This window comes from Elusimicrobiales bacterium, from assembly GCA_041651175.1.
Lineage (GTDB): Bacteria > Elusimicrobiota > Elusimicrobia > Elusimicrobiales > Elusimicrobiaceae > JAQTYB01.
In genome coordinates this window covers 201,639-227,291 of record JBAZJT010000001.1, presented here as the reverse complement: position 1 = coordinate 227,291, position 25,653 = coordinate 201,639, and the positions used below count along the sequence as shown (strand labels likewise).

The window sequence follows — 25,653 nt, the reverse complement described above, 5'->3', positions numbered from 1 at the left end:
TATGGAAGGCCATGACGGTTTTGAAATAAAGACAAGCGGGACGGTTTACCGCAATTTATCGGTCCCGGCGCTCTACGAGCAGTCCGTGCTGCGGCGCGAGGGCAGGATTGCGCTGGGCGGCCCGCTTGCCGTGATGACGGGAAAGCATACCGGACGCTCTCCGGGAGACAGGTTTTTCGTGCGGGAGCCTGCCAGCGAAGGCAAAATCTGGTGGAGCGAGGGCAACAAAGCCGTCAGCGAAGAGGTTTTCAACCGGCTGCTGGACAAAATGCTCAAATACGCCGCCGGACGCGATATTTTCACCAGGGATTGTTTCGTCGGCGCAGACGAAAGCAGCCGCCTGGCGGTGCGTGTAATCAACGAATATGCCTGGCAGAACCTGTTCGCCAAAAACCTGTTTATAGAGGCCCCGGCGGAAGGTTTCGCGCCGGATTTCACCGTGCTGGCTTTCCCCGGCTGCAAGGCGGACCCCGCAACCGACGGCACCCGCTCCGAAACATTCATAATCATCAATTTCGCGCGCCGGATGGTTCTCATCGGCGGCACGGCCTATGCGGGGGAAATAAAGAAATCGCTGTTTACGGCCATGAATTATCTGCTGCCGCTTAAGGGGATAATGACGATGCACTGTTCCGCCAATATCGGCGCGGACGGCGGCGCGGCGCTGTTTTTCGGGCTTTCCGGCACCGGCAAAACCAGCCTCTCGGCGGACCCTTCCCGCCGCCTTGTGGGCGACGACGAGCATGGCTGGAACGACGTCGGCATATTCAACTTTGAAGGCGGCTGCTACGCCAAGGTGATAAATCTGTCCGAGCAGGCCGAGCCGCAGATTTACGGCTGCACCCGCCGTTTCGGCACGGTGATAGAGAATGTGCCGGTCAACGCCGCCGGCGCGCTGGACCTTGACGACGGCTCCGTAACCCCCAACACCCGCGCCGGCTATCCGCTGGATTTCATAGCCAATGCCGAGCCGTCCAAAAAAGGCCCCCATCCCAAAGACCTGGTGATGCTTACCTGCGACGCTTTCGGCGTGATGCCGCCGTTGGCGCGCCTGTCGCCGGAACAGGCCCTTTACCATTTCATATCCGGCTACACCGCCAAGGTGGGCGGGACCGAGGTGGGGCTCAGCGAGCCGCAGGCCGTCTTCAGCGCGTGCTTTGGCGCGCCTTTCATGGCGCATCATCCGGCGCTGTACGCGCAATTGCTCAAAAAGAATATAATAAAGCATAATGTCCGCTGCTGGCTGGTCAACACCGGCTGGGTGGGCGGGCCGTATGGCGAGGGCAGCCGCGTAGCGATAAAACACACCCGCGCCATGCTGGGCGCCGCGCTGGACGGCAGGCTGGACGGCGTCCCGTTCGCTAAAGACCCGGTTTTCGGTTTCGGCGTCCCGCAGTCCTGCCCGGGCGTGCCGGAGAACATGCTGGACCAGCGGTTGCTGTGGAAAGACAAGGCCGCCCATGCGGAAAAGTACCGCCGGCTGGCGGCGCTGTTTGGCGAAAATTTCGGCAAATTCAAAGACGGCTGCGCAAAGGAAGTAACAGCCGCGGGGCCGTCATAAATCGGAGGAGACATATGGCAAAAGCTAATGCCGCGTTCATGAAGCCGTTGCAGCCCAGCGAGAAACTGGCGGTGGTGGTAGGCGCAAATCCGCTTCCGCGCACGGAAGTGGTCAAGAAACTGTGGGACTATATCAAGAAGCACAGCCTGCAGGACAAGGCCAACAAGCGGATGATAAACGCCGACGACAAGCTCAAGGCGATATTCGAGAAAAACCAGATCAGCATGTTTGAGATGAATAAAATCGTCGCCAAGCATCTGAAATAGCGCCGTCAAAAGTGATAGAATAAATAACTGCCCGCGCGGCCTTGCGCCGCGAAAGGCGGTTTTGCGCCCATAGCTCAATGGATAGAGTGCCAGCCTGCGAAGCTGGATATCTAGGTTCGATTCCTAGTGGGCGCGAGAGGATTTCACCATGTCCGCCAAAATTCCAAAACCTGAACATAAAAATTCGCCCACCGGCAGGTATGTCTACGACAAGAAGCTGGGCAAAGTGGTTAAAATCTCGGAAGACATTCCGTCGCTGAAGAAATCCGGCGGCCACGCCAATTGCGGCGGCCCGTGTTGCTCCGGCGGAGGCTGCCCTTCCATGGACGATTGCTCCTCCGGCTGCTGCGGCGCGGACTGAGCGCGTGCCCCCCATGCCCGCCGCGCCGAAAAAATACGTTGTCATACACGGCCATTTCTACCAGCCCCCGCGCGAGAATCCGTGGCTTGGGCATGTGGAGCTGGAGCCGTCCGCCCATCCATACCACGACTGGAACGAGCGTATCGCCTTTGAATGCTATATCCCCAACGGCATGGCCCGCATCAACGACCATCAGGCCGCCGTGGTGGACGTTGTAAACAACTATCGGTATCTCAGCTTCAATTTCGGCCCCACGCTGCTTAACTGGTACGCCGCCAGATTCCCGGACGATTATGCCCGCATCCTGGAGGCCGACAGGGAAAGCGCCGCCAGGCTGGGGCACGGCAACGCGCTGGCCCAGCCCTACAACCACACCATACTGCCGCTGACGGGTTTCCGGGACCGGCTTACCCAGATATTCTGGGGCATAGCCGATTTTGAGCGCCGGTTTGGCCGCCGCCCCGAGGCGATGTGGCTGCCGGAAACCGCATGCAGCGACGATGTGCTGCGCCTGCTTATAGACCAGAAAATGCGCTATGTTATCCTCTCGCCCCGGCAGGCGCGCCGCGCGCGCCCCCCGGGCGGCGAGTGGAAAAACGTCCCGGACGGCTCCATTGACCCGCGCAGGCCGTATCTGTGGCAGGACAGGGACGGGCGCGGCGAGCCGCTGCCCGGCAGGAGTATCGCGCTGTTTTTCTATGACGGCGAGCTTTCCCGCGCGATAGCGTTTGAGCGGGCGATGAAGGACTCGTCTTCCGCCGCCGCGCGCTTTGACGCGGCCTTTGACCCCAATGCCGCGGAGGACCAGCTTGTCCACACCGCCACCGACGGCGAGACTTACGGCCACCACCACAAGTTCGCCGACCTGACGCTGGCGCATCTTTTCCGGCACGAGCTTGCCCGGCGCGGCATTGAAATCACCAATTACGGCGCGTATCTGGACGCGCACCCGCCCCTGTGGGAGGCGGAGCTGAATTCAGGCCCTTGCGGCGAGGGCAGCTCCTGGAGCTGCGTCCACGGCGTGGGCCGCTGGAAGGAGAACTGCGGCTGCGGCGCGGAAAACGGGCAGCACCAGAAATGGCGCGCGCCGCTGCGCGCCGCGCTGGACATGCTTTCGCGCGAGCTGGCCGCCGTCTTTGAAAAAGCCGGGGAGGAGATTTTCCATTCGCCCTGGCAGGCGCGGGATGAATATATAGAGGTTCTGGCGGACCCTTCGCAGCGGGACCGGTTCCTGGCAAAGCATTGCCGCCTGCCGCCGGATCCGGCGCGGACGGAGCGCGCGCTTGCGCTGCTGGAGATGCAGAAATACGCGATGTACATGTTCACCTCCTGCGGCTGGTTTTTTTCCGATATTTCGCGCATAGAGGCGGTGCAGAACCTCAAATATGCCGCCCGCGCCATGGACATCGCGGCGGAGCTGGGGTTTCCGGGGCTGGAGGGCAAATTCGCCGCCGCTCTGGCGTGCGCTCCCTGCAATATCGCGGAACTGGGCGACGGCGGGCAGGTGTTTGCGAAACTTGCGTTGCGCTCGCGCGTAACGGCGGGGGCGGTGTTTGCCGAATACGGCATACGGCTGCTGTTTTCAGAGATGCCGGAGCGGTCCAGGTTGTACTCGTTTGATTTCCGGCACGAGAAAAGCGTGCTGCGCGCCTTTGACGGTGGCTGCTTCGCGGCGGGGGTGGTTTCGGCGGAGGAGCGGCCGCTGGCCGCGGGGTACCGCGCCGCGTTCTGCGCGCTGTGCCTGCCGGACGCGCCGCCGCGCTGCTACGTGGGGTTTGAAGATCCGGACGGCAGGTTCGCCGCGCTGGAAACCTCGCTTGACGCGCCGGGAAAGACCTGCCGCAGCGTCATCTCCGCGCTGGAGGAGATTATGGGCCGGGGAATCGGCCTTGAAAACCTGCTGCCGGAGGCGCGCATGTCGGTGCTGCGCATGATTCACAAAAGCCGCATAAAGGAATTGTCCGGCGCGCGCATAAAGCTGTTCGCCGAGGCGCTGCCTCTGCTGGAGCAGTGGCGCACGCTGGGGCTTGCCGTGCCGGAGGATATGGCCGCGGAGGCGCAGTCCGGCGCGCGCCAGTTCCTGGCGGCCTGGCTGGAAAGGTTCAGCGGCGGAGATTTGGCGGGGCTGGATTCCCTGGCGGATTTCATGCCGCGTGTGCGCGCCTGCGGCATAGATGCAAACACAATGCCGGTGCAGCAGCTTTTCGGCGGGCTTATCGGCGGCGCGCTGTCAGCGCTGGAGGAGGCTCCCTCGCCGGACACCGCGCGCGCCGCGCTGAGATTTGTCCGCCTGGCAAAGGCTTCCGGCGCGTCCCACTGGATGTTTGAGGCCCAGAACCGCGTTATGCGGATGTTTGAGCGTTGGCAGGCGCAAAACCGCGTCCCGCCGGATAGGGAGACGGATTCTGCCCTCCTTGAGCTTTACGCCGAACTCAACATCAGTGTTGACGGAATTATTTCAAAACTGCGCGGTTCCCGGCTTGCGTAACCTGAAATTTTCAGGATAAGCCCGTTATCCGCTTTCCTTTTCAGACGAGAGCATGAACCCGTAGCCTTTGACCGTTTTTATCATCCAGCCGCCGGGACCAAGCCTTGCGCGCAGCCGCCGCACCGACATTTCCACCGCCCGCGATGTGTCTATGAAGTCATGCCCCCATATGCGGCGGCAAATGTGTTCCTTGCTTAAAACCTTGCCGGGTTTTGAAAGGAACAGCTTCAGCAGTTCAAATTCCTTGGGCCAGAGGCGGACCCATTTGCCGTCCACTATGCACTGGTGCTGCTCCGCATCCAGCGCGATGCCGGCGTACTCGTGCCGGTCGCTCTGCTCGCGCGGGCCGCTGCGGCGCATAAGCGCCTCCACGCGGGCCAGCATCTCGTCTAGTTCAAAGGGTTTTGTCAGATAGTCGTCCGCGCCCATTTTAAGACCGACCACCTTGTCGGATGTGCTGTTTTTGGAGGTCAGAAACAATATCGGCGCGGGCAGCGCATCGGAGCCGGTTTTAAGCGCGCGGCACAGCTCCAGCCCGTCGCCGTCGGGGAGGCGGCGGTCCAGTATTATCATGTCCGGGCGGGAGTTGCGCACGCTGTCGCGCGCCTCTCCGATGGTTTTGGCCTTGCGGGCGCGGTAGCCTTCTTTTTCCAGAGTCTGGGCGATAAGCCGGCAGATGGCCGGATCGTCCTCCACCACCAGTATGAGCCTTTTGTTCATGATTTAAGCGTGTATGCCGCAGGCAGCGTGAAAAACACCGCCGCGCCCTCGCCCTCCGCGCTTTCAAGCCTTATCGTTCCGCCCTGCGCCTCGGTGAGTTTCTTGCACAGCGCAAGGCCGATTCCCAGGCCCTTGTAGCCGCGGGCAGGCTCCATCCCCGGCACCTGGTAAAATTCCGAAAAGAGCTTGCTTTGCCCGGCGGCGGGGATGCCGGGGCCGGTGTCTGCCACATAAAACTCCACCATGTTGCCGGAGGCGCGGCAGCCGGCGCTTATGCTGCCGCCGGAGGGGACGAATTTGAGCGAGTTGGAAATCAGATTCACAAGAATCTGGTACACGCGGTTGGAATCGCCGTAGGCCCATATATCCTTGTGGGCAAGGTCGGCTTCAAGCTTGATGTTGTTCTCGGCGGCCTGTTTGGAGAAAAGCTCGCAGGCGCGCGCTATTATCTCGCCCGCGGGGAAGGCCGCCGGGCTCAGTTGCAGCCCGCCGCCCCCCAGCCGCACCAGGTCCATGACATTGTTGATAAAGCCCTGGAAACGCTCGGCATTTTCGCCTATGATTTTGAGGTATTTGTCCTGCTCCGGGGTTATGGGGCCGGCATAGCCGCGGCGCAGGAAATCGGCATAGCCGCCTATGGCCTGGAGGGGGGAGCGGAACTCGTGGCTTATGGTGCTGGCAAGCTCTATGAACTTGCGCTTTAGGGAGCTGACAAGCGTCTCTATCTCCTCAAATTCGTGGGTGAGCTGTATCAGCACATTGGCCGATTCGGGGCCGGAGCCGCCCACGTCCAGCAGCTGCCGGGCCTGCTCGTGCATGCGGCGCAGCCGCTTTTCTATGGTGGAGGCCAGATAGAACACCGCCAGCGACACCAGCGCCAGCGCCAGCAGGTTGACGGTGAGTATTTTCATCACCGTCGTCTTGGACAGCTTGCCGGCGGCGGCGGCCACCTTCTTGTCGGATATGCCCACGCGCGCCAGCCCCAGCAGCTTTTTGTCCGCGCCGTGGACGGCGCTCACATATTCCGTTACCGAGCCTTCGGGGTAAGAGGCCAGCTGCCGCGCCGCCATGCCGCTGGTGTTGAGGACGCGCTGGGTGTAGGCGTCCATCTTGGAGCGCTGCATCATCCACACGTAATCCGGCAGGCTTTTGGCTATGAAGCGGATATTGTTTTTGGAATCCTGGAACACCGCGTAGGCGATATATTCGTCGTCGTAAGCCAGCTGCTTTATGCTCTCGTAGCCGCCCAGCGCGGCGGCGTTGGCCCGCGCCGAGACGGAGGGTTTCCATTTATGGAACACCGCGGTGGAAATCTCGGATATGACGGTATAGGCGGATTCCTTGGCCTTGATGGCGAAGTTCTCCTTCTGGAGATGTATTATCATCCCCGTCAGCAGCGAAAGCGCGAACGCAAGATACAGCGACACCGCTACCGTCAGCTTTACCGACATGGTGAGCGGCGGAAGTTTTTTCCTGGCCAGCAAGACGGCTTTGTTCATTTTATAAGCGGTTCCAGCGCCGCCCTGATTTCATCCATATGGCAGGGTTTTACAAGATAGCCCTTGACCCCGCGCGCGGACATGGCCGGCGAATCCCAGTTAAGCGGGCGTTGCCCGGTTATAAGCCATTTCGGCACCGACGCGGCGGCCCCGCCCATTTTGGCGGCGGCGGCGAAATAATCCTCCGCCTTGCCGTCGCCGAGATTCTGGTCTATCAGCACCGCGTCCAGCCCGCCTTCCGCGGTTATGGCGACGGCCTCGCGCAGGTTTTTTGCCTCCACCGTCTTGAGCCCCAGGCAGCGGATGCACACGTCCCGCAGGAATTCGCGGGCGAGCGGGTCGTCGTCAGCAATAAGAACGCGAGCCATTATAATGGTATTATAAAATAAAGCACAGGGACTGCAACATGACAGGAAAACTGCTATCTGCCGCCGCCGTCGCGTTGCTGGCCATAGCCGCCATGCAGCCCGCTTTCCGCGCCGGCTATGTGGAGTTGGACGACAGGGAATACATAGCCAACAATCCCAGAGTGCTCTCATTGTCTCCCGGAAACATAGCCCGCATTTTTTCTGTCCGGGAGCAGAGGCTCTACACCCCGCTTACAACATTGTCATTCGCGCTGGACTACAGGCTGTTCGGCCAGAATCTGGAGGGCTATCACGCGGAGAATATTCTGTTCCACGCGCTGAACTCCGTTCTGGTCATGAGGCTGCTGGCGGCATTGTCGGGTTCGGCGGGCATGGCTTTTGCCGGCGCGGCGCTGTTCGCTGTCCATCCGATGCATGTGGAATCCGTCGCCTGGCTGGCCGAGCGCAAAGACATGCTCTACGGCGCGTTATATCTGGCCGCGTTCCTGCTGTATCTGGGCTGGCGGGAACGGGGCGGGAAATGGCGCTACGGGCTGTCGCTTGCGGCGTTTGCGCTTTCGCTGCTGGCAAAGCCGATGGCCGTTACCCTGCCGCTTGCGCTGCTGATAGCGGACAAAATGCGCGGGCGCGCCGTTGATGAGAAGGCCGTGCGCGAGAAAATCCCGTTTTTCGCGCTGGCCGGGCTGTTTGTCTGGAACGTGCTGCGCCACCCCGGCGGCGCGGAAGCCGCGCTGGGCGGCAATATCGCCATGCGAATCTGCGCCCCGCTGTACGCCATGCTGTTTTATATCGTGAAGCTGACGGTTCCGGCGGGGCTGTCCCCGATTTACAATATTCCGCAGGGGGGGATGGGCGCTTTGGCCCTTTATGCGGCGGTTTTCTGCGTTGCGGCGTTTTTAGTCTGGCTTTGGGTGCGCGATGCGGAGGCCGCGCCGCTGTGGCTGCTGTTTTTTGCCGCGACGCTGCTGCCGGTGATGCAGGTCGTGCCTTTCGGCCCTGTGATAACGGCGGACAGGTATTCCTACATCCCGTCGCTGGGTATTTTCATGGCATGGTTTTATGCCGCGCGCAAGCTGGCGCGCCGGCTGGAAACCAGGCTTGACCCGCGCATAATGCGGAACGCGGGCATAACGGCGGCGGCGGTTATTGTCGCTGTTTTTGCGGTCATGGCGCGTGAACGCGCCGCGTTGTGGGGCGATGCGGTGGCTTTATGGAAAGACTCGGTCCGCAAACACCCTTCGCCGATGGGGTATACCGCCCTGGGCTGCTCCTGGCTGGAGCGCGGCTTCCCGGAGGCTGCGGAGCAGTTTTTCGGAGTTGCGCTTACCCTGAATCCCAATCATGCCACCGCCATTATCGCGCTGGGCAATGCCAGGGCCGAGCGCGGAGACTGGGCCAATGCGCTTGCGGCATACCGCTCCGCCATGTATATATTGCCCGAAAATCCGTTCGCAATCGCCAATGTCGCAAACGTGCACTTTCACATGGGAGACCTGGACGCGGCTCAGACGGAGATGAAAAAGGCTGTTTCGCTGCTGCCGGACTATCCGCTTTTCCGCGATGCCCTGTCGCGATACGGCGCAGCGGCGCGGGAACGCGCGCGGCAGGGGAAATGATATAATCGGCGCAAAGGAGGCCCGATATGCGAAATCTGTTTTTTCTTGCTTTCGCCGCCGCATGCGCGCTGCCAGCGCGGGCGGCCTCTACCGCGCGCGAGCTGCAGAATGAATTCAACGCGGTAATCGCCCGCAGCCGCCCCGCCGTGGTCAATATAAGAATAACCCAGGAAAGGCGCTATATCTCTCCCTACGATTTTTACGGCTATATGTTCGGCCTGCAAAGCGGGCCGCAGGTTTACCGGCAGCTCATACAGGGCAACGGTTCCGGCGTGATGATAGACCCGGACGGCTATATCATCACCAACGAGCATGTGGTGGAACAGGCCGACGAAATCACCGTAACGCTCACCGGCCCGGACGGCAAAGAGACGTCGTATCAGGGCCGGGTGGCGGGCAAGGACCCCTACCTGGACCTGGCCGTGGTCAAGATAAAGGCGGAGGGGCCGCTGCCGTATCTGAAACTAAACTCCTCCGGCAAAAACCAGGCGGGGGACTGGGCGATAGCGATAGGTTCGCCCTTCGGGCTGGCGCAGACGGCCACGGTGGGCGTAATCTCCGCGGTGAGGCAGACTTTCGTCATAGACGGGCGCAAATACCACGACATGATACAGACCGATGCCGCCGTCAACATGGGCAATTCCGGCGGCGCGCTGATAAACATAGACGGCGAGCTTATAGGCATAAACACCGCCATATACTCTCCCTCGGGCGCCTCCGCCGGGATAGGGTTTGCCATCCCGTCGCAGGAGGCGCTGCGCGTGCTGGACTCCCTCAAAAACGGCGGCGGGCGGCGCGGCGGCTGGCTGGGCATAGCCATGCGTCCGCTTGATGAGGCGATGCAGGGCGGCTGGAAGCTTCGCGGCGTTTCCGGCGGGGCCGTGGTGGCGGAGGTGGATGCGGATTCACCCGCCGGCAAGGCTGGCTTCGCGCGCGGCGACATAATAATTTCCTGCGACGGCGGGGAGATAGCCTCCCCCTCCGACCTGAGCGAGCTTGTCTCCCGCCGGGAGGCGGGAAGCGCGCTTTCCTGCGATGCGCTGCGCCGGGGCCGCAAGGTCCGGCTGGACGCGGTTTTATCCGAAAAGCCGGGGCCTGCGCCGCAAAAGCGCGGCTCCGGCCCGGGGCGCGGCGGCTGGGAGGGAGTCATCGTGCGCGACGGCGGCGGCGGGGCCGAGGTGGCCGGTTTTGAGAAAGGTTCCCGGCTGGCGGATTATCTTCAGCCGGGGGATGTCGTCAAAGCGGTAAACAACACGCCGTGCGCGGACGCGGCCTCTTTTGCGGAAGCGGCAAAAACGGCGGACATGGGCGAGGGCGTGGTTTTTGACATAGTGCGCAGGGGCATGCCCATGTATATCAGCGTCAAGGCGAGGTAATCATGAAAAAAATCACCGTATTCTGTGCGGCGGCCCTGCTGGCGGGTATCGTTACCCTGTCCGCGCGGTCGGAAAATGTGACCGATGTGGTAAAGCGCGCCGCCGCGGCCTCGCAGGAAGGCCGGCTGGCCGACGCCAAACGCGATTTTGAACTGGCCCAGACCATGGACCCCGGCAATGCCAGCATCAAGATGAATCTGGGCTTTGTCTGCCAGAGAATGGGGCTGGACGGCGACGCCGCCGCCGCGCTGGAAAAAGCGGCGGCGCTGGATAATTCGCTGGCTCCCGCGCACAACGCGCTGGCGCTTATTTACGAGAGCCGCGCGATGCAGTCCGCTCCGGGGGCGGCGCGCTTCGATAATCTGCGCAAGGCAAAGGACCACTGGCAGGGCGTGGCCCGTTTTACCGGCGACGCCGCCATGCGTGACATGGCTGTCCGGCATATCGCGCAGATAGAGGAGCAGCTAAAGTGAGAAAACTGGCATTTGCGGCCATACTGCCGCTGCTGGCGGGCTGCGGCGGCTCCAGCGCGATAAACCAGTCCTATGACGTGGCCAGGGTCAAAAGAATAGGCATCGCCTCATTTGCCGCGCCCAGGCGCGCGGTGAAGGGCGTGGAAGACGTGTTCGCCAAGTACCTCATAGAAAACGGCTTCACCGTTATAGAACGCAGCCGGCTGGATGCCGTGCTGCAGGAGCATAAACTTTCCGCGCAGGGCGTGCTTTCCGCCGATACAGCCAAAATGCTGGGGCAGGTGCTGGGCGTGGACGCGGTGTTTATCGGCGAAATAACCAATTACGTGCCGCAAAAGCAGAGCGTGGCCTACGTGGACACGCATAACCGCTACGAGCAGCCGGTATACGAGGTCCGCCAGGAGCAGCAGCCGGACGGCTCCTATCTCTCCGTCTCGCGCCGGACGGGAACCACTGTTACCGAAGAGACCGTGCGCACCCCGCATGTTTACACGCAATACGCGCAGATAGGCGTGGCGATACGGCTGGTGGATGTTGAAACCGGCGAGATTATCTGGGTCGGCTCCAGCACTTATGAGGGCGAAAACCCGCTGTCCGCGGCGGAGAGCGCAGCCTCCTTTCTGGCCGGGCGTTTCCGCAAGGACTGCCAGGCCAGCATAAAACAGCGGCAGAAGCAGCAGGCCGCGCGGAGCTGAAAACATGATTGATAACGAACCCGTCAAAACCGCCGTTTCTCCCACGGACCTGGACTGGCTGGCCGAAAAACTCGGCGTGCATTCCACCACAGGGCTGAACTGCGCGTTCGAGCCTTTGCTTTCGGCAATGCCGTCCGGCATGTTTATATACCCTGCGGGTTCCGTTGTGCTGCGCGAGGGCGAGCCTGGCCGCGATATATGCATCATACGCTCCGGCAGTGTAAGCGTGAGCCGCAAAACCGGCCTGGCCGCGCCTGTGGAACTGGGCAGGCTGCAAGAGGGAGATTTTTTCGGTGAATTGGGATTTCTGATGAAAACCCCCCGTACCGCCACGGTAACCGCCGAGACGGAATGCCGCATTTTCCGCTTTCCGGCGGACAGTTTCGCCGCCATCTGCGCCAAAAATCCCGCGCTGGAACGGAAGCTGCGCCAGACCGCCCAAATCCGGCTGGAAAAAATTTTTCTGGAACAGCTTTAACCTGAAAATTTCAGTTGGCGCGAGGACCAAGGCGAAAAAGCGCAAAATAATGCCGAACAAAATTACCCGCGCGCGCCTCACTGCGCGAAAGGATAATTTTGTGAAGGCAGTATGAAGCGATTTTTTGCCGAATCCCGCGGGCAACTGAAATTTTCAGGTTAAATGGTGCCCAGTATAGGATTTGAACCTATGACCTCTCCCATGTCAAGGGAGCGCGCTACCGCTGCGCCAACTGGGCGTTGCTATTGTTATTCTAACACATTTCCCGCAGCCGCGTCATATCGGAAGGCGCAGGCACAATCTTCGCAAATTGTGGTAAAATGATAACAGTAACAACGGGTCGTTAGCTCAGCGGAAGAGCGTTCCCTTCACACGGGAAAGGCCATAGGTTCAAATCCTATACGACCCATGCGGATTTTATCCGCCCCGCACAGTAAACGGAGGACTCATGAAAACAGCACTTATAGTCGTTGCCTCGGCATTCGGTTTCGCCGCGCTTTCCAGCGCCCAGAACGCGCCCGCCGCGCAGCCTGCCGCCCAGCCCCAGACCGCGGTTGTCGCGCCGTCTGACGGCGCGCCCCAGGCAAAAAAAGCGGAGATGGCAAAGCGCAAAGCCGCCCGCAAGGCGAAAAAAGCCGAAAAGATGGAAAAACGCGCCGAGAAGATGGAAAAGCGCGCGGAGAAGATGGAAAAGCGGGCCGAGCAGCTCCAGAAAGCCGCCGCCGAGAAGAAAGCCAAGGCCGCCGAAGCGAAAGCGAAGGCCGAGGAAATGAAGAAGACCACGCAGCAGCCGTAAACAACAGGCTGATTGCCTCATTTCGCGGGCCGGCTGCGGAAATATCCGCAGCCGGCCTTTTTTTGCCCAAAAGTTTACCTGAAATGTTTCAGTTGGATTGCGGGATTCGGCGAAAAATCGCTTTATACTGCCTTCACAAAATCCTTTCGCGCAGTGAGGCGCGCGCGGATAATTTTGTTCGGCATTATTTCGCGCTTTTTCGCCTCGGTCCTCGCAACCAACTGAAGCATTCAGGTTTATTCGGGAGCAGGTCCAGGTTCTACAACAGCGCGTTTTCCGCGGCGGCCACCAGCGGCAGCGCGGATATGCCGGAGCCGACCGCCTGCCGCATCCACTCAGCCGGGGTCAGCGCGCCTATCGCGCACATCCTCTCCATTTCCTGCGCCAGCGGCCTGTCGTCAAAATGCGCGCCGATTTGCGAGGCGATTATGCGTCCCAGCGGATAATCCGGCAGATACAGCGCGCCGTTTATCATGTGCGAATAAGCGGACAGCAGCGGGCTGTCTTTTACCCCGAAAACTGCCGCGTTGTGGCGGTTCCAGATTCCTTTCGCGATGTTTATGGCCGCGGCCTTGAGCTTCTCCGGCGTCGCGCGCGGATGCCTGTAGAGCCAGCGCCACACATCCATATCAACCAGCGCGACGGCGGCTATTTCCCTGGCCGCCCAAAATTCGTCCAGCGCGTCCGCGCTGCTGCCGTGCCTCGCCAGCCCCAGAATTTCCAGGTCGCGGCTCTGGAACAGGAATGCGAAAGCCTCGCTGAAAGCGGTGTTGGGCACGCCGCGCAGCAAATAGTGGTCCGTTTTGTAGAGCGAGAACACCTGCTCAACGCAATGGCCCAGCTCGTGCATCGCTATGTTAAATCCCTTGTAGTCCATGCCGCCCGGCGGGACGCGGGCGCGCAGCACGGCATTGGCCCCGCGCATAAGCGGCGGCCAGGCATGGCCCGCGCCGCGCGCGGGCGCGGCTTCTATATGTCCGGCCAGGAAAGCCGCCGTCTCCGGCGAAAACCCCAGCGCGCCCAGCGCCGCGCCTATGTCTTTGCCGAAAGCCTCCAGCGTCGGGTATTTCGCGGCGGTCCGGGCGTCCAGCTCCGCCTGCGGGATTGAGCCGCGCTTCTTGAACCCGTCATACCAGATGTCAAAAGGCAGCAGGCGGCGCCCCAGCCTTTCCGAAATGCGCGCGGCGATTTTCGCTGAAACCGGCGCGTCCAGCAGCGTCTCAAAAAGCGCGCGCGCCTCGCTCTCCGGTATTTCCCGGCCTAATTTGAAGCGGCGGTCCATATGCGTCGGGAAGTCGGGATAATACCTGTCCTGCCTGCGGCAGCTGTTAAACACGGCAAGCAAATGCCCGTAACGCGTGTCCGGCTCCGCCGGCGCGGGCGCGCCGTCCAGCGTGTTTGCGGCGGGGTCCCAGAGCCCCTCCCCGCCCTCGGCGGCGGCGCGGGGTATTTCCTGGGTTATGACGCGCAGCATTATATCGTGAATCAGCTTCTGCTTTTCCAGCCCGGCGGGGTCGGCGTAGAGCGCCTTGATTTCGTCGCGCAGCCCCCAGTGCGGCAGCAGCCGCAGTCCCTGCCTGAAGGCGGGCGCGCCGTCCGGGCCGGCGACGCGGTCCATCCGTATGCCGTGGCTGTTTATGTAATTGCCCGCCGCGCTGGCCGCTTCCGCCTCGGCCTGCTTGAGTTCCGGCGGCACGCGGGAGACGAATTGCCCCGCCAGCCGCATCCGCGCCCACTCGTCCCGGTTCCATTTGACGCCCAGCGCCAGGCATTCTTCAAGCGTTTTGACCGGAAAATTGAGCAGCGCGGCAAAAGCCAGCTTCGCCGCGAACAAATCCTCCTCCAGATGGGCCGACGGCGTGAACGCCGCGAAAGCCGCGTCCAGGGGATGCATGCCGCCCCTGTCCTCGTCGGCCTCCAGGCGCAGGGCTATCTGCATGGCGTTGAAATGGCCGCACAGCGCCTCCAGCTTGGCCTCAAAGCGAGAGAACAGGATGTCCAGCTTCTCCCCGGAGAAAAAATTGCCGGAGCAGAAAGCGATGAAATCGTCGCCGCCGCCGTCGTCCCTGCGCCATAATTTGGCGGCCTGGCGCACGCCGGTTTCAATGCGCGCGCGCTCATCCAGCGGGAATTTGCCGGCCAGCGCGGCGATTGCGTCCGCGATATATTTTTCGTCCATCATAACCCCCCGTCCGGCATGAAAGCCTGGTGCCACAATTCCAGCATGAGGACGGCCCACAGCCGGTAGCCGTGGTCGCGCCTGCCGCTTTGATGCTCCTCCCACACGGCGCGCAGCGCGGCCTCGTTGAAATACCCGCGCCGCAGCGCGGTCCGGGAGAGGCAGGCCTCCTCCCAGAATTTTTTAAGCTCGCCGCGGAACCAGCGGCCCACCGGTATGGCAAAACCCATTTTGGGGCGCGTCAGAATCTGGGGCGGCAGCATGTCGCGGAAACTTTCCTTGAGCAGCCACTTGGTTTTGCCCAGGCCCCTGAGCTTCATATCGCCCCTGAGCCGGAAGCAGAATTCCATGAACTCGTGGTCCAGCAGCGGAGAGCGGCCCTCCAGCGAGTTGGCCATGGTGGCAATGTCCATTTTCACCATCAAATCTTCCGGCAGATAGGTTTTGATGTCCACATAAAGCAGCCGGTTGATGAAATCCAGCCCCGCCGCCTTCTCATAGCCGGCGGCGATATAGTCCGCCGCGCCGGAGAGATTTACCGCCGCCCGGAATTTCGGCGAATAGAGGGCGCGCTTTGCCTCGTCGTCAAAATAGCAGACCATTTTCAGATGCCGCGCCGGAAAATCCCCCGCCACGGTGGAGCGCAGGAAACGTTTGGCCCGCCACAAAATGCTTAGCGGCGCGGATTTTTCGGGCAGTATTTCCGCCGCCGCGGCCAGCGATTTGCGGGCCGGCGCGGGCAGATAGTCCCAGTAATGCGCCAGCCGCATCGCTATGTAGCGCAGATAGCCGGCGAAATTCTCGTCCCCGCCGTCGCCGTTGAGGGCGACGGTCACGTGTTTTCTGGTCTCGCGCGCCACGTAATAGGACGGCAGCGCGCTGGAATCGGCATATGGCTCGCTGTAATGCCAGGCCAGTTTGGGCAGCACGTCGCTCATTTCCGGCTTTACTATAAATTCCGTGTGTTCGCAGCCGTGCATGTTCGCGACCGCGCGGGCATATTCCAGCTCCGAAAATTCCTGCTCCTCAAAACCGACAGAGAAAGTTTTCACCGGCCTGGCCGATAGCCTGCTCATCAGCGCGACTATTACGGAGGAATCCACCCCGCCGGACAGGAAGGCGCCCAGCGGCACGTCGGAGACCATGCGTATTTTAACCGCCTCCTCCAGCCGGCGGCGCACCTCGCTTTTGGCCTCGCTTTCCGAAATATCCAGAGGCGGCGCGTTCAGCGGCAGGTCCCAGTACGGCTCGGACACCGCGCCGTTTTTGTCAACCGTAAGCGTATGCGCCGGCGGCAGCTTGAAAATGTTTTTGTAAACCGTGCGCGGGCTGGGGATGTATTGCAGCGCCAGATACAGGTCAAGCGACTGGAAATCAATCTCGCGCGGGCAGGCCGCCGCCACCGCCCGCAGCTCGGAAGCGAACACCAGCCTGCCGTTTTGCAGGCTGTAATTAAGCGGTTTTTTGCCTATCCGGTCGCGCGCGATGAAAATGCGTTTGTTGCGGCTGTCCCAGATGGCGAAGGCGAACATCCCGCGCAGTTTTTTGACGCAGTTTTTGCCCTCGTCCTCGTAAAGATGGACTATGGCTTCTGTGTCGGTTTTTGTGTGGAAAACGTGCCCTTTTTTTTCAAGCTCCGCGCGCAGCTCCCGGAAATTGTAAATCTCGCCGTTGAAGACTATCCAGAGCGAGCCGTCCTCGTTTGAAATGGGCTGATGCCCCGTGGGCAGGTCTATGATGGACAGCCGCCGCATCGCCAGGCCGGCGGGGCCGTCAAAGCAGAACCCGTCGTCGTCCGGCCCGCGGTGGAGTATAAGCGAATTGAGCCGCCGCAGTTCGTCCTTGTCAACCGCCGCGCCGGTTCCGTAATTGAATATCCCAGATATTCCGCACATGGCTATAATCCTTCGTAAATCCCGGCAAGCGCGCGCGCCGCGTTTTTCATATCGTAACGGCTTGCCGCGGTTTTGCGCGCTTTGGCGCCCATTTCCGCCGCCAGTTGCGGATTGGAAATGAATTTCCTTATTATTGCGGCTATTGTTTCCGCATCCAGCGGGTCAAATAGAAAGCCGCTTTCGCCTTCGGCCACCGCGTCGCCGGAGCCGCCGTTTGAGGTGGCCATCACCGCCATGCCGCAGGCCATCGCTTCCAGCAGCGCGCAGGACAGCCCCTCCGAAACCGAAGGCAGCACAAACACGTCGCAGGCCCTGTAGTAATCGGCTATGTTGTCCGCCCGCCCGGCCACGATTACATTGCCCGGCCCCGCCGCCGCCGCGCGTATGCGGTATTCTTCCGGCCCGTCCCCTGCGATTATAAACTGCGCGCCCCGCCCGGCCTTTGCCCACACCTCAATAAATTCCGCCAGCCGCTTCTCCGGCGCGAGCCTGCCGGCGTAGAGAAACACGATCCCCTCAGCCAGCCCCAGTTGCCGGCGCAGCCGCAGCTTCTCCTCCGGCGGGGGGGGCGAAAATTTATCGGTGTCCACCGCGTTGGGGAAAATTTCTGCGGCCAGCCCGCCCAGCCCGTATTTCTCAAGCTCCGGCTTTTGCCGGGGTGTTACCAGCAGCAGCTTCGGCGCGAAAAACGGCAGCAGCGACAGCTTCAGCCTTCCCCCGATTGTGCGCGAGGAGGCGGCCAGTTCCCCTATCCCCGCGCCGCCGCCGACGGTTACAACAACTTTTTTTCCCGTCAGCCTCGCCGCCAGGCAGGCGGCCAGCGCATGGGACGCGGCAAGATGGACATGTATAACCCCGTAATCCGCGCCGTTGACAACAAGCCAGCCAAACGATGCCGCCATGAACCACAGCGAGTTGAGCATTCCGCCGCCGGGGCAGAACAGCCGCCGCACCGGAACGCCCTCTATGGTTTCCAGGCTTTTCGTGCCGGGCAGCCGCCGCGTCAGCACGCGGACACGCGCCCCCCCGTCTTTCAGAAACCGTGAAATTTCCAGCGCCTGGGTTTCCGCGCCGCCGATGGCCGGGCGGAAGCTGGCTATCAGCATCACCACCGAGGGCGGTTTCATCCGGCTTTTTCCGGCTGCGGGGGGCAGGCGGCGGGCGCGCCGCCGGAGAGATGCTTCCACACCCCGCCCAGCGAATGTCCCGCGCCGTAGAGGAAAATTATTCCGGTCAGCGTTATGAGTATGTAGCCGTTGAGATGCACGAACGCGGCATAGGCCAGCGCATCGCCCGGGTTAACCCCCCAGCCCATAAGCAGCCGCTGAAGCGCCAGCTCGAAAGCCCCGAAAAACCCGGGCGCCGACGGCATCGCCACCGCCAGCGCCGCCGTGCACAACGTTACCATCGCCTTGCCGTAGCTAAGCGCCGGCGTAAGTCCGATTATATGCGCGGCCCAGAAATAGCCGAAAGCGTCCGCCAGCCACAGCGGCGCGCCCAGCGCGATTATGGCAAGCGCCAGTTTCCAGTCTCGCAGCGCCTGCGCGCCCATGCCTATCTGCCGGGCGAAGCGGTCCAGCTTCGGAAACCTTGCCAGAAAGCCGCGCAGCAGGCTGCTATGCTCCAGCATCTCCTCCAGAAAAATCAGCATCGCCAGCGCGACAACCGTCGCCCCCACCATTGCCCAGACGGTCGGCGCATACTGGGCCAGGCTCTGTGCGCCGCCGACGGTTATCGCGGCGGCGAAAATGACGCCCAGCGTGATGGCGTCCAGCACCCGCTCCACCACTATGGTTGAAAGCAGGGTCAGAAACGGCGCGTCGGTGGAGGCCGCGCCTATGGTGGCCCGCCCTATCTCGCCCAGCCGCAGCGGCAGCACGTTATTGAGCGCAAGGCCCATGGTCTCCAGCTTTGTCATCTGGAAAACCGGTATTCTGGCGCAGGGCAGCACCAGCAGTTTCCACCGCAGCCCGCGCATGAGCAGCATGAATGCCACGATTACCGGCACCAGCGCAAACTCCAGGAAGCCGGGCCTGCCGTATACCCCGGCCACATCGCGGAAATCTATTTTTCTGGCTGCCAGCCAGATAAGAGCCGCGCTTACGGCGAAACCGCCCGCGATGGAGATGGATTTTTTCATAATACGGATTATCCCAAATTTGGAGGCGGTTTTCCCTCTGCGCCCGGGTAAACTGCGGTTGACGGCGGCAACCGGCGTTTACCAGTTCAGCACGGACAGGTCTATGCCTTTGTCCTTGCAGTAATCGGAGAGGTCGGAAACGGTGTCCTGCGGCGGCATGGAAAAGCCTTCCATGTTCCGCAAATTCCACAAAATCTGCTCGCCTCTCGCCAGCGTTTTTATCTGCGCTTTAAGCTGCTCCGCGCCGTAAACCGCCGGGCCGGCTGTTATCTCGCCCGCGTTTTTAAGCCGGTTGGTGCCCGGCAGGAGCGCGAATTTCCAGCCGTCCCCCGCGGGCCAGCTGTAAAGCTCCCAGCCTTTCATGGAATGCGCCATCGCCCGGGCAGAATTCTCGCTAAGCTTGTTCTCGTTGGCCTGGGACGATAACAGGGAATGGCAGCCGCAGCATAAAACCGCCGCGCACAGAATAAGGGCCGGTTTTTTCATGGTTTTCTCAGGTCTATCATGTCTTCCAGCTCCGGCCCGGTGGAGACCAGCGCCAGCTCTGGATGCGGAGTCAGTTCGCCCAGCCGGGCAAGCCCGTCCAGAAATTCGCGCGCGGGAGGGGTGACGTCCGCCATGGTTCTGATGCGGGAATTGCCCTCAAACATGTCTATATGCGTAACCGCTATTTTGTTGGCGGAATTGAGCATCACCGCCCTTTTCGCCCAGTTGTCCTCAAAGGCGCCTATGCGGCGCAGCCTGCCGCTCACGCTGCCCACCTCGCGCCCCTGCGAATGGTATTTGGCAAGCTCGTTTTTGTTCTCCAGCTCGCGCTCCAGCGGGCCGGGGCCGACGCGGCTCACATAAGGCTTGAACACCGCATACACATCCCGCGCGTGTTTGGGGCCTATGCCGGCCTCGGCAAGAAAAGTGGAGGCCGTGGTGTCGCGCGAGGTGACAAACGGATATTCGCCGTGGATGAGCGAGAGTTTGACGCCCTGCGTCCCCTCCACCAGCACTTCCCCGCCTTTGCCCAGCGCGGCGTTGAGTATCTCCGGCACGTCGGCTATATAATCCGCGAGGGCCGGCTCGTCTTTGGCGAATCTGAGGGCTCTGCGCTCTATGCGCTCTTTAACCGCCTGGCCAAGCCCGGTTCCCACGCTGCCCACAAGGGACATGAAATGCCCGTCGCCGCGTTCGGCATCGGTATGGCGCGGCTCTATGACCACCGCGCGCGGGTCTATCAGCAGCCTGTCGCGGCAGCCGGTGAGGTCGGCTTCCTTAAGCAGCCAGTCGGTTATGATATACGCGCCGGCGCCCAGCACTATTTTGGTGCGCGGGTTCAGGAATCCGGAGGAAACGCTTTTAAGCGCATATGATTTCCCGCCGAAAACCACGGTATGCCCCGCATTGGGGCCGCCCACGCGCACGCAGTGGGAGTAGTTTCCCTTATACGAGAGGTAGGCCGATATTTTCCCTTTCCCCTCGTCTCCGGCCTGGCCGCCGGATATGATGTCAACTGGCATGTGTTTCCTCCATGAACATGGCGGCGGCGCGGTCTATCACTGCATCAAGCTGGCGCGGCCCGCGGAATGTTTCGGCATAGAGCTTGGCTATCGGCTCGGTGCCGGACAGGCGCACAAGAACCCACGAATCCTCAAGGTACAATTTTATTCCGTCCGATGCGCGGACCCGCTGCACAGTCTCGCCCGCGATTTCCTCGCCCGCGAATGAATCCGGAGAGAAAGATTTTATCCGGCTCCGGGCGGCCTCGGTGAGCGGGAAATCCGTCCGGCGGTAGCAGGGCGCGCCGTGCCTGGCGGTCAGCGCGGAGTAAAGCTCGGAGAGGTCTTTTCCCGTAACCGCCATCGCCTCCGCCAGCAGGAATACCGCCAGAATGCCGTCTTTTTCCGTGGTCCAGCCGTAGGCGGAGAGGCCGGCGCTCTCCTCTCCGGCAAGAATATACCGCCCGGAGGAGATGCCGTCCACGAAATGCTTGAAGCCCACGTCTTTCTCGTCGCAGCCGCGGCCCGCGGCGGCGGCGATTTTATCCAGCAGATGGGTGGTGCCTATGGTGCGCGCGGCGCGCAGGCTTTGCGGCCACTGCGGCCTGTGCGTTATCAGATAATCCAGCAGCACGGCCAGCGCGTGATTGGGCGGCACAAGCCCGGCCTTCGGGGTTGCCGCGCCGAAGCGGTCCGCATCCGGGTCCGAGGCGCCGGCGAAATCGCAGCCGCCGCTTTGCGCCAGCTCTATAAGCGGTTTCATCGGATACGGAGAGGACGGGTCCATCCGTATCTGCCCGTCATGGTCCAGCGGAATGAAGCCGAAAGCAGGGTCCAGCTCGTTGAAAACCAGCTTCAGATTCGGCAGATTCAGCCGCTCTTTTGCAGCCTGGTAGAACGGCCCGGACGCGCCGCCCAAAGTGTTGATTGCGATGCGCAGCCCGCTTTGCCGGATAGCGTCAAAGTTCACCATCAGGGCCAGCTTTTCTATATAAGGCCCCGTGAAATCGCAATAGCGGGCAAGGCCGCGTTTTTGCGCCTCTTCAAACGTTATACGCTTTATCAGGGCCGGGCTTTCCATGTATTCATTGGCCCAAGCCTCTATAAGCGCGGTCGTCGCGCCGGAGGCGGGTCCGCCGGTGGAGGGGTTGTATTTGAGCCCCATGTCCTGCGGCGGGTTGTGCGAGGCTGTGGCGTTAAGGCAGCCCGCCGCCGCCCCGGACATTATGGCAGACGACATCACCGGCGTGGGCAGCGCGCTTTCCGAAAGCAGGGTTTCAATGCCGTTGGCGGCCAGCGCCTGCGCGCATATCCGGGCGGTTTCAGCCGACATGAGCCGCGTGTCCCCGCCGCAGATGACGGGGCCTTTGACGCCCTTTTCAATATGCAGCCGCGCGACGGCCTGCGCTATCGCAAGGGCGTGCAGCTCGCAAAAGCCCGCGCCCAGTTTCCCGCGGTGGCCGGAGGTGCCGAACTTCACCTTATGCGGCTTTTGCGACGGCGAGAAAAACTCCTGCCGGAAATGGCGCGGGTTTATGACGGTTTCGGCTATGCTGCCTGCGTTTTCATGTGCCATATAATCCTCACAGCGCGGCGGCGAAAATCTCCTCCGCCGTCTTGGCGGCGCCGTCATGGCCGCCGGCTTTGGCGGCGGCCTCCGCGTAGCGTTTTGCCATTTCCCTGGGGTCAAACCTTCTGCCGGAATAATTCGCGGCGGCCTGCTCCACCTCGCGCACGGCCCTGGGCGGAACGGACAGGGCCAGCAGTTCAAACACCATATCATAGACGCCGCCGTCCATCCGCCCCGCCAGATATTCCGCGGTTTTGGCCATTATATAGCGGTGCGCGGGCTGATTGTCCCGCCAGAAGCCGGAGGCGGAAAAACGGTCGTTGAGATAGCCGAAAATCTCCATCGGCAGCAAATCGCCCAGATACGCGCCGGCAAGGTCGGCGGCATAATCATAAGACCAGGGCGCGCCGCGGAAAAGCTTGCGCAGCTCCGCCTCGCGCACCGCCTCCGACGAGGATACCCGCTCCAGCAGCACGCGCAGCGCAAGGTCGCGGTTTTCCTCCTCGGCTTTTCCCTGGTGGGGAAGCGCCGAGATGATTTTCTCGAAAGAGGAGATAAGCTGGTTCACATCCTTATGCCCGAAAAATTTGCCGCACAACTCGCTGGCATAGCCGCTGAACCAGCCGTAGCCGTTAAGCGCGGCCTGGAAGCGGGCGCGCTCCTTGTCCTCCCTGGCGGCGGAGGCGGCAGCGTCGCCGGACTGGCCGCCCGGCTCCAGCAGCGCGGCCAGCGCGAGGCCGTAATTCTCCTCCGGCGACTGCTGCCAGTCCAGCTTTGCCAGCACCGCTTCAAATTCCGCAGTCAGCTCCTGCGCGCTTTTCTGCCCGCCGTATTTGCGTTCCAGCGCGCACAAATCGTTTTCCGCGATTGAGTATTTGGCGAAAGCCACGGCCAGTTCCGCGGCGCGGCGGGCCGAATCCTCGGAAATCTCGCCCATGAACGCGCGCAGCGCCAGCCGGCCCGCGAATCTGGGCCGGTCCGGCGGCTGGGGCAGGTGTATCAGAAGCTCGTCGTATCTGCCGCCGCGCAGCGGGGGCGCGTTTTCGCCGCCGGCAAACTCCAGCAGTTTTGCGGCCTGCTCCTGCGGAAGGGCAAGCTCCTTTGCCAGCTCCAGCGCGTCCTGATGGTTTTTGTGCCCCCGCGCGCGGGAGAGGGCTTCTTTCTCGTTGAGCTCGCCCGCCAGGACGCGGGCGGCCAGCAGCGCGTTTTCCCGGTCCGAATCCGCATACTGGGGAAGCGATTCGAAAAGCTCCAGAAAACGCTCGTCAAACCATTTTTCGCTTTCCGGCGCGGCAAATGCGGCGGCAATTCTGGCCGCCTGCTTCTGCGTCAGCGACAGCTCGCAGGCCAGCCGGTTCACATCGTCGCGGTTTTTCTGGGCGCGGGCATGGCGCATGGCGTCGCCCTCGGCGGTTTCGCCCAGCAGGACGGCTATGGCGGGCAGGAAATCCTTCGGGTACTGCCCGCATTTTATGCGGGCGGTGAGAGCCTCGCATTCCGCCAGCAGTTCCTGCGGGGTTTTTTTGCCCGGAAAGGCGTCCGCCAGCTTCTCGGCAAGCTGGGGCGGCGCGTCCAGCAGCCGGGCGGTTTGCCTCAGCCAGACGCGGCGCGCGGCCTGCGCCCTGGCGGCCTCGTAGCTGCCCGCGTCTTCCAGCACGTCAAGGGCCAGGTCGCGGTTTTCGGAGGGGGACTGGTCGTGCGGCAACTCGGAAAGTATTATGCGGCAGCGGGCCTCTATCTCGGCTGCGGAGCGTTCGCCCGCGTATTTGGCGGCGATGCGCGCCGCCCTGTCCTGCGGCCAGCCGGCGTCGGCGAAGGCTTTTTTAAGCTCGGCCATGCTTTTGCGCGCCAGGGAGGCCTTCATCGCCTCCGCGCTTGTCATCCTGTCCAGCAGGGTGTTTATCGCCAGGTCCGCGTTTTCTTCCGGGGATTCCATATAATGCAGGGATTTGAGCAGGCGCTGGCACTGCTCGTCCAGCTCGGCGGCGGTGCGCTTGCCGAAATACTTGGCCGAAAGCCGGTACACCTCGCCCTGCGCCCATTGATAGCCCGACAAATTGTCGCGCAGCGCGCGGACGGAGGTCCTGTCCTCGTGAACTTTGCGCGCCTCCCGGCGGGGAGCGTCCTGCGGCGGAGGGGTTTTGGCCAGCCGCTCAAAGACGCCGCCCAGGTCCGGCGGGGCGGAAGGTTTTTTATCCTCTTCTTCGGGCATGATTTATTAAACCAGAGACGCTATTTCCTTTTCAAGCCGCGCGGCGCAGGCCTTGTCGGCTATGGAGTCCAGGTTTATCCTCACATTTTCGGCGGCGCAGGCTATGCCGGCTTTAAGCAGATGCATGGCGCAGCGGAAATCCGACATCACCGGCGCGTGTATGCAGCCCCCGGCGGCGGAAAGCTCAATGATTGCCAGCCTGGAGATTTGCGCGGTTTTAAGCGGAGCCTGCGCCGCGTACTTGGCGGCGGACTGCATGGCGGCCTCCCGCTCCGGCGAATCCTTGGGCAGCTTGCGCGCGGCGACATACATATCGTAGGCGCGGGCATCCTCGCTTACGCAGGCCGACAGCGCGTTTTTCAGCTCCGCCACTTTGGCATGCACAACGCGCATTACCGCCTTTTTATCCTCTGAAATCTTTTTGCTCTGCAGGCTGACCGCCATCGCCATAAGTCCCAGCGCCGCCCCCATCGCGGAGGTCTGCGCCGCCGCGCTGCCGCCGCCCGGAGTGGGCGCGGAGGAGGCCAGCGCCTCCACAAAATTCCCCGCGCCCGACTGCCAGCCGCCCAGCAGTTCGGCTATGCGGGTTTCCAGAATCTGCGCCTGCGGGTTGAAATTTTCGGTTTTAAGCGACTCGGCGGCATAGGCTATAAGCGCGTCGCCCGCGGTAAGCCCTATAAGCTCGGTTCCCGTGATTTTGACGCCGCTCGGCGTGGTTTCGCGCTCCACCGCGTCCACCGCCGCCTTGATTGAGGTGGTCCCGTAATCTGTCAGCACCGTGGAAATCTGGACCTGATTCCTGGCGGCCAGCAAAATCTCCTTGGCGCGCAGGCAGGGCAGCCCGCCGCCTGAGGCCCGGATTTTTTTCGCCACGGCTTTGCCAAGCTCCATGTCGGCGGTGTCCAGATTGATGTTGAAATTGACTATCTGCCGCCTTGCGCCCACCGCAATCGCGCCCGCAGTCGGGTGGATTTTGTCGGGGCCGAAATCCGGCGTTTTGTCCGGGTTTTTGCCTATTTCCCCGCGCAGGCCCTCAAACTGGCCCTTGCGCACGTCGGCGAGGTTTTTGCGCTCCGGCCTGCGCGCGGCCAGGTCGTAGAGGTAAACCGGAATGCCCAGTTCCGAACCGATTTTTTCGCCCAGTTTTCCCGCGAGGGCGACGCAGTCTTCAACGGTGGAGCCCATCACCGGGATGAAAGGCGCGACATCGGTTGCGCCCATGCGGGGATGCTCGCCCTTGTGGGAGTTGAGGTCTATAAGCTCCGCCGATTTTTTCACCGCGGCAAAGCAGGCGTCCGCAGCGGTTTCGACCGGGGCGATGAAAGTGAGCACGGTGCGGTTATGGTCGGCGTCTTTTTCCACGTCCAGCACTATCACTCCGGGGACGGTGCGCGCCGCCTCCACTATGGCGTTTATTTTAGCCTCGTCGCGGCCTTCGCTGAAATTCGGCACGCATTCAACCAGTTTGGGCAT

General features: G+C 61.8%; 22 protein-coding genes and 3 tRNA genes. 12 read left to right on the top strand and 13 right to left on the bottom strand.

Features of this window, described 5'->3' with window-relative positions; translation table 11 throughout:
- The first annotated feature begins 1 nt into the window (after position 1).
- The 5 genes from pckA to WC421_01045 all read left to right on the top strand — a co-directional run bounded on the left by pckA (position 2) and on the right by WC421_01045 (position 4,676).
- A complete protein-coding gene (gene pckA / locus WC421_01065; GenBank protein MFA5160811.1) occupies positions 2–1,561 on the top strand; it encodes a phosphoenolpyruvate carboxykinase (ATP) in 1,560 nt (519 codons plus the stop codon).
- Between the two features lie 14 nt (positions 1,562–1,575).
- Positions 1,576–1,827: an SWIB/MDM2 domain-containing protein gene (locus WC421_01060; protein ID MFA5160810.1), complete on the top strand. Its 252-nt coding sequence runs from the start codon at positions 1,576–1,578 to the stop codon at positions 1,825–1,827.
- A 63-nt stretch (positions 1,828–1,890) separates the two neighbouring features.
- A tRNA-Arg gene (locus tag WC421_01055) sits at positions 1,891–1,962 on the top strand.
- A gap of 13 nt (positions 1,963–1,975) precedes the next feature.
- Positions 1,976–2,188, top strand: a complete 213-nt coding sequence (locus WC421_01050; GenBank protein ID MFA5160809.1) for a hypothetical protein — start codon at positions 1,976–1,978, stop codon at positions 2,186–2,188.
- A gap of 13 nt (positions 2,189–2,201) precedes the next feature.
- Positions 2,202–4,676 carry a DUF3536 domain-containing protein gene (locus WC421_01045; protein MFA5160808.1) on the top strand — a complete coding sequence of 825 codons (2,475 nt, stop codon included), beginning with the start codon at positions 2,202–2,204 and terminating at the stop codon, positions 4,674–4,676.
- A gap of 24 nt (positions 4,677–4,700) precedes the next feature.
- Here WC421_01045 and WC421_01040 read toward each other — a convergent pair whose 3' ends face one another.
- Genes WC421_01040 through WC421_01030 form a run of 3 tightly spaced genes read right to left on the bottom strand, consistent with a single transcriptional unit; the run spans position 4,701 to position 7,263 of the window.
- A complete protein-coding gene (locus WC421_01040) occupies positions 4,701–5,396 on the bottom strand; it encodes a response regulator transcription factor (GenBank protein MFA5160807.1) in 696 nt (231 codons plus the stop codon).
- A complete protein-coding gene (locus WC421_01035) occupies positions 5,393–6,895 on the bottom strand; it encodes a HAMP domain-containing sensor histidine kinase (GenBank protein ID MFA5160806.1) in 1,503 nt (500 codons plus the stop codon). The genes WC421_01040 and WC421_01035 overlap by 4 nt, the downstream gene beginning before the upstream one ends.
- A complete protein-coding gene (locus tag WC421_01030) occupies positions 6,892–7,263 on the bottom strand; it encodes a response regulator (protein MFA5160805.1) in 372 nt (123 codons plus the stop codon). The genes WC421_01035 and WC421_01030 overlap by 4 nt, the downstream gene beginning before the upstream one ends.
- Positions 7,264–7,301: 38 nt before the next feature.
- On the opposite strand from WC421_01030, the gene WC421_01025 reads away from it, so the two are divergent.
- From WC421_01025 to WC421_01005, 5 genes are read left to right on the top strand one after another with little or no spacing between them, the layout of a single operon-like run.
- On the top strand, positions 7,302–8,879 hold the full coding sequence (locus WC421_01025) for a tetratricopeptide repeat protein (protein ID MFA5160804.1): 1,578 nt from the start codon (positions 7,302–7,304) through the stop codon (positions 8,877–8,879).
- Positions 8,880–8,905: 26 nt separating this feature from the next.
- Positions 8,906–10,255: a trypsin-like peptidase domain-containing protein gene (locus WC421_01020; GenBank protein MFA5160803.1), complete on the top strand. Its 1,350-nt coding sequence runs from the start codon at positions 8,906–8,908 to the stop codon at positions 10,253–10,255.
- Between the two features lie 2 nt (positions 10,256–10,257).
- Positions 10,258–10,728 carry a hypothetical protein gene (locus tag WC421_01015; GenBank protein ID MFA5160802.1) on the top strand — a complete coding sequence of 157 codons (471 nt, stop codon included), beginning with the start codon at positions 10,258–10,260 and terminating at the stop codon, positions 10,726–10,728.
- Complete coding sequence (locus WC421_01010; GenBank protein MFA5160801.1) at positions 10,725–11,423, top strand: CsgG/HfaB family protein; 699 nt, start codon at positions 10,725–10,727, stop codon at positions 11,421–11,423. The genes WC421_01015 and WC421_01010 overlap by 4 nt, the downstream gene beginning before the upstream one ends.
- A 4-nt stretch (positions 11,424–11,427) precedes the next feature.
- Positions 11,428–11,901 (top strand): cyclic nucleotide-binding domain-containing protein, encoded by a 474-nt coding sequence (locus tag WC421_01005; protein ID MFA5160800.1) that lies wholly within the window; start codon positions 11,428–11,430, stop codon positions 11,899–11,901.
- Positions 11,902–12,064: 163 nt separating this feature from the next.
- Here WC421_01005 and WC421_01000 read toward each other — a convergent pair.
- Positions 12,065–12,139: transfer RNA gene (locus WC421_01000), tRNA-Val, on the bottom strand.
- A 99-nt stretch (positions 12,140–12,238) separates the two neighbouring features.
- On the opposite strand from WC421_01000, the gene WC421_00995 reads away from it, so the two are divergent.
- Positions 12,239–12,310 (top strand) — tRNA-Val (locus WC421_00995).
- Positions 12,311–12,349: 39 nt separating this feature from the next.
- Complete coding sequence (locus WC421_00990) at positions 12,350–12,697, top strand: hypothetical protein (protein ID MFA5160799.1); 348 nt, start codon at positions 12,350–12,352, stop codon at positions 12,695–12,697.
- Between the two features lie 259 nt (positions 12,698–12,956).
- Here the strand turns inward: WC421_00990 and WC421_00985 are convergent, their stop codons facing one another.
- The 9 genes from WC421_00985 to ftcD all read right to left on the bottom strand — a co-directional run bounded on the left by WC421_00985 (position 12,957) and on the right by ftcD (position 25,653).
- Positions 12,957–14,879: a hypothetical protein gene (locus WC421_00985; protein ID MFA5160798.1), complete on the bottom strand. Its 1,923-nt coding sequence runs from the start codon at positions 14,877–14,879 to the stop codon at positions 12,957–12,959.
- The gene (asnB, locus tag WC421_00980) at positions 14,876–16,771 is read right to left on the bottom strand and encodes an asparagine synthase (glutamine-hydrolyzing) (GenBank protein ID MFA5160797.1); all 1,896 of its coding nucleotides are present in this window, start codon (positions 16,769–16,771) and stop codon (positions 14,876–14,878) included. The genes WC421_00985 and asnB overlap by 4 nt, the downstream gene beginning before the upstream one ends.
- A gap of 2 nt (positions 16,772–16,773) precedes the next feature.
- Positions 16,774–17,898, bottom strand: a complete 1,125-nt coding sequence (locus WC421_00975) for a glycosyltransferase family 4 protein (protein ID MFA5160796.1) — start codon at positions 17,896–17,898, stop codon at positions 16,774–16,776.
- Complete coding sequence (locus WC421_00970; GenBank protein ID MFA5160795.1) at positions 17,895–18,911, bottom strand: lysylphosphatidylglycerol synthase transmembrane domain-containing protein; 1,017 nt, start codon at positions 18,909–18,911, stop codon at positions 17,895–17,897. Before WC421_00970 ends, WC421_00975 begins: the two co-directional genes overlap by 4 nt.
- A gap of 78 nt (positions 18,912–18,989) precedes the next feature.
- On the bottom strand, positions 18,990–19,397 hold the full coding sequence (locus WC421_00965) for a hypothetical protein (protein MFA5160794.1): 408 nt from the start codon (positions 19,395–19,397) through the stop codon (positions 18,990–18,992).
- Entirely contained in the window at positions 19,394–20,419 is a 1,026-nt protein-coding gene (locus WC421_00960) for an adenylosuccinate synthetase (protein MFA5160793.1), read from the bottom strand. The genes WC421_00965 and WC421_00960 overlap by 4 nt, the downstream gene beginning before the upstream one ends.
- A complete protein-coding gene (locus WC421_00955; protein ID MFA5160792.1) occupies positions 20,409–21,974 on the bottom strand; it encodes a phosphoglucomutase in 1,566 nt (521 codons plus the stop codon). Before WC421_00955 ends, WC421_00960 begins: the two co-directional genes overlap by 11 nt.
- Positions 21,975–21,981: 7 nt before the next feature.
- The gene (locus tag WC421_00950; GenBank protein MFA5160791.1) at positions 21,982–24,180 is read right to left on the bottom strand and encodes a hypothetical protein; all 2,199 of its coding nucleotides are present in this window, start codon (positions 24,178–24,180) and stop codon (positions 21,982–21,984) included.
- A 6-nt stretch (positions 24,181–24,186) separates the two neighbouring features.
- Positions 24,187–25,653 (bottom strand): glutamate formimidoyltransferase, encoded by a 1,467-nt coding sequence (gene ftcD / locus WC421_00945; GenBank protein ID MFA5160790.1) that lies wholly within the window; start codon positions 25,651–25,653, stop codon positions 24,187–24,189.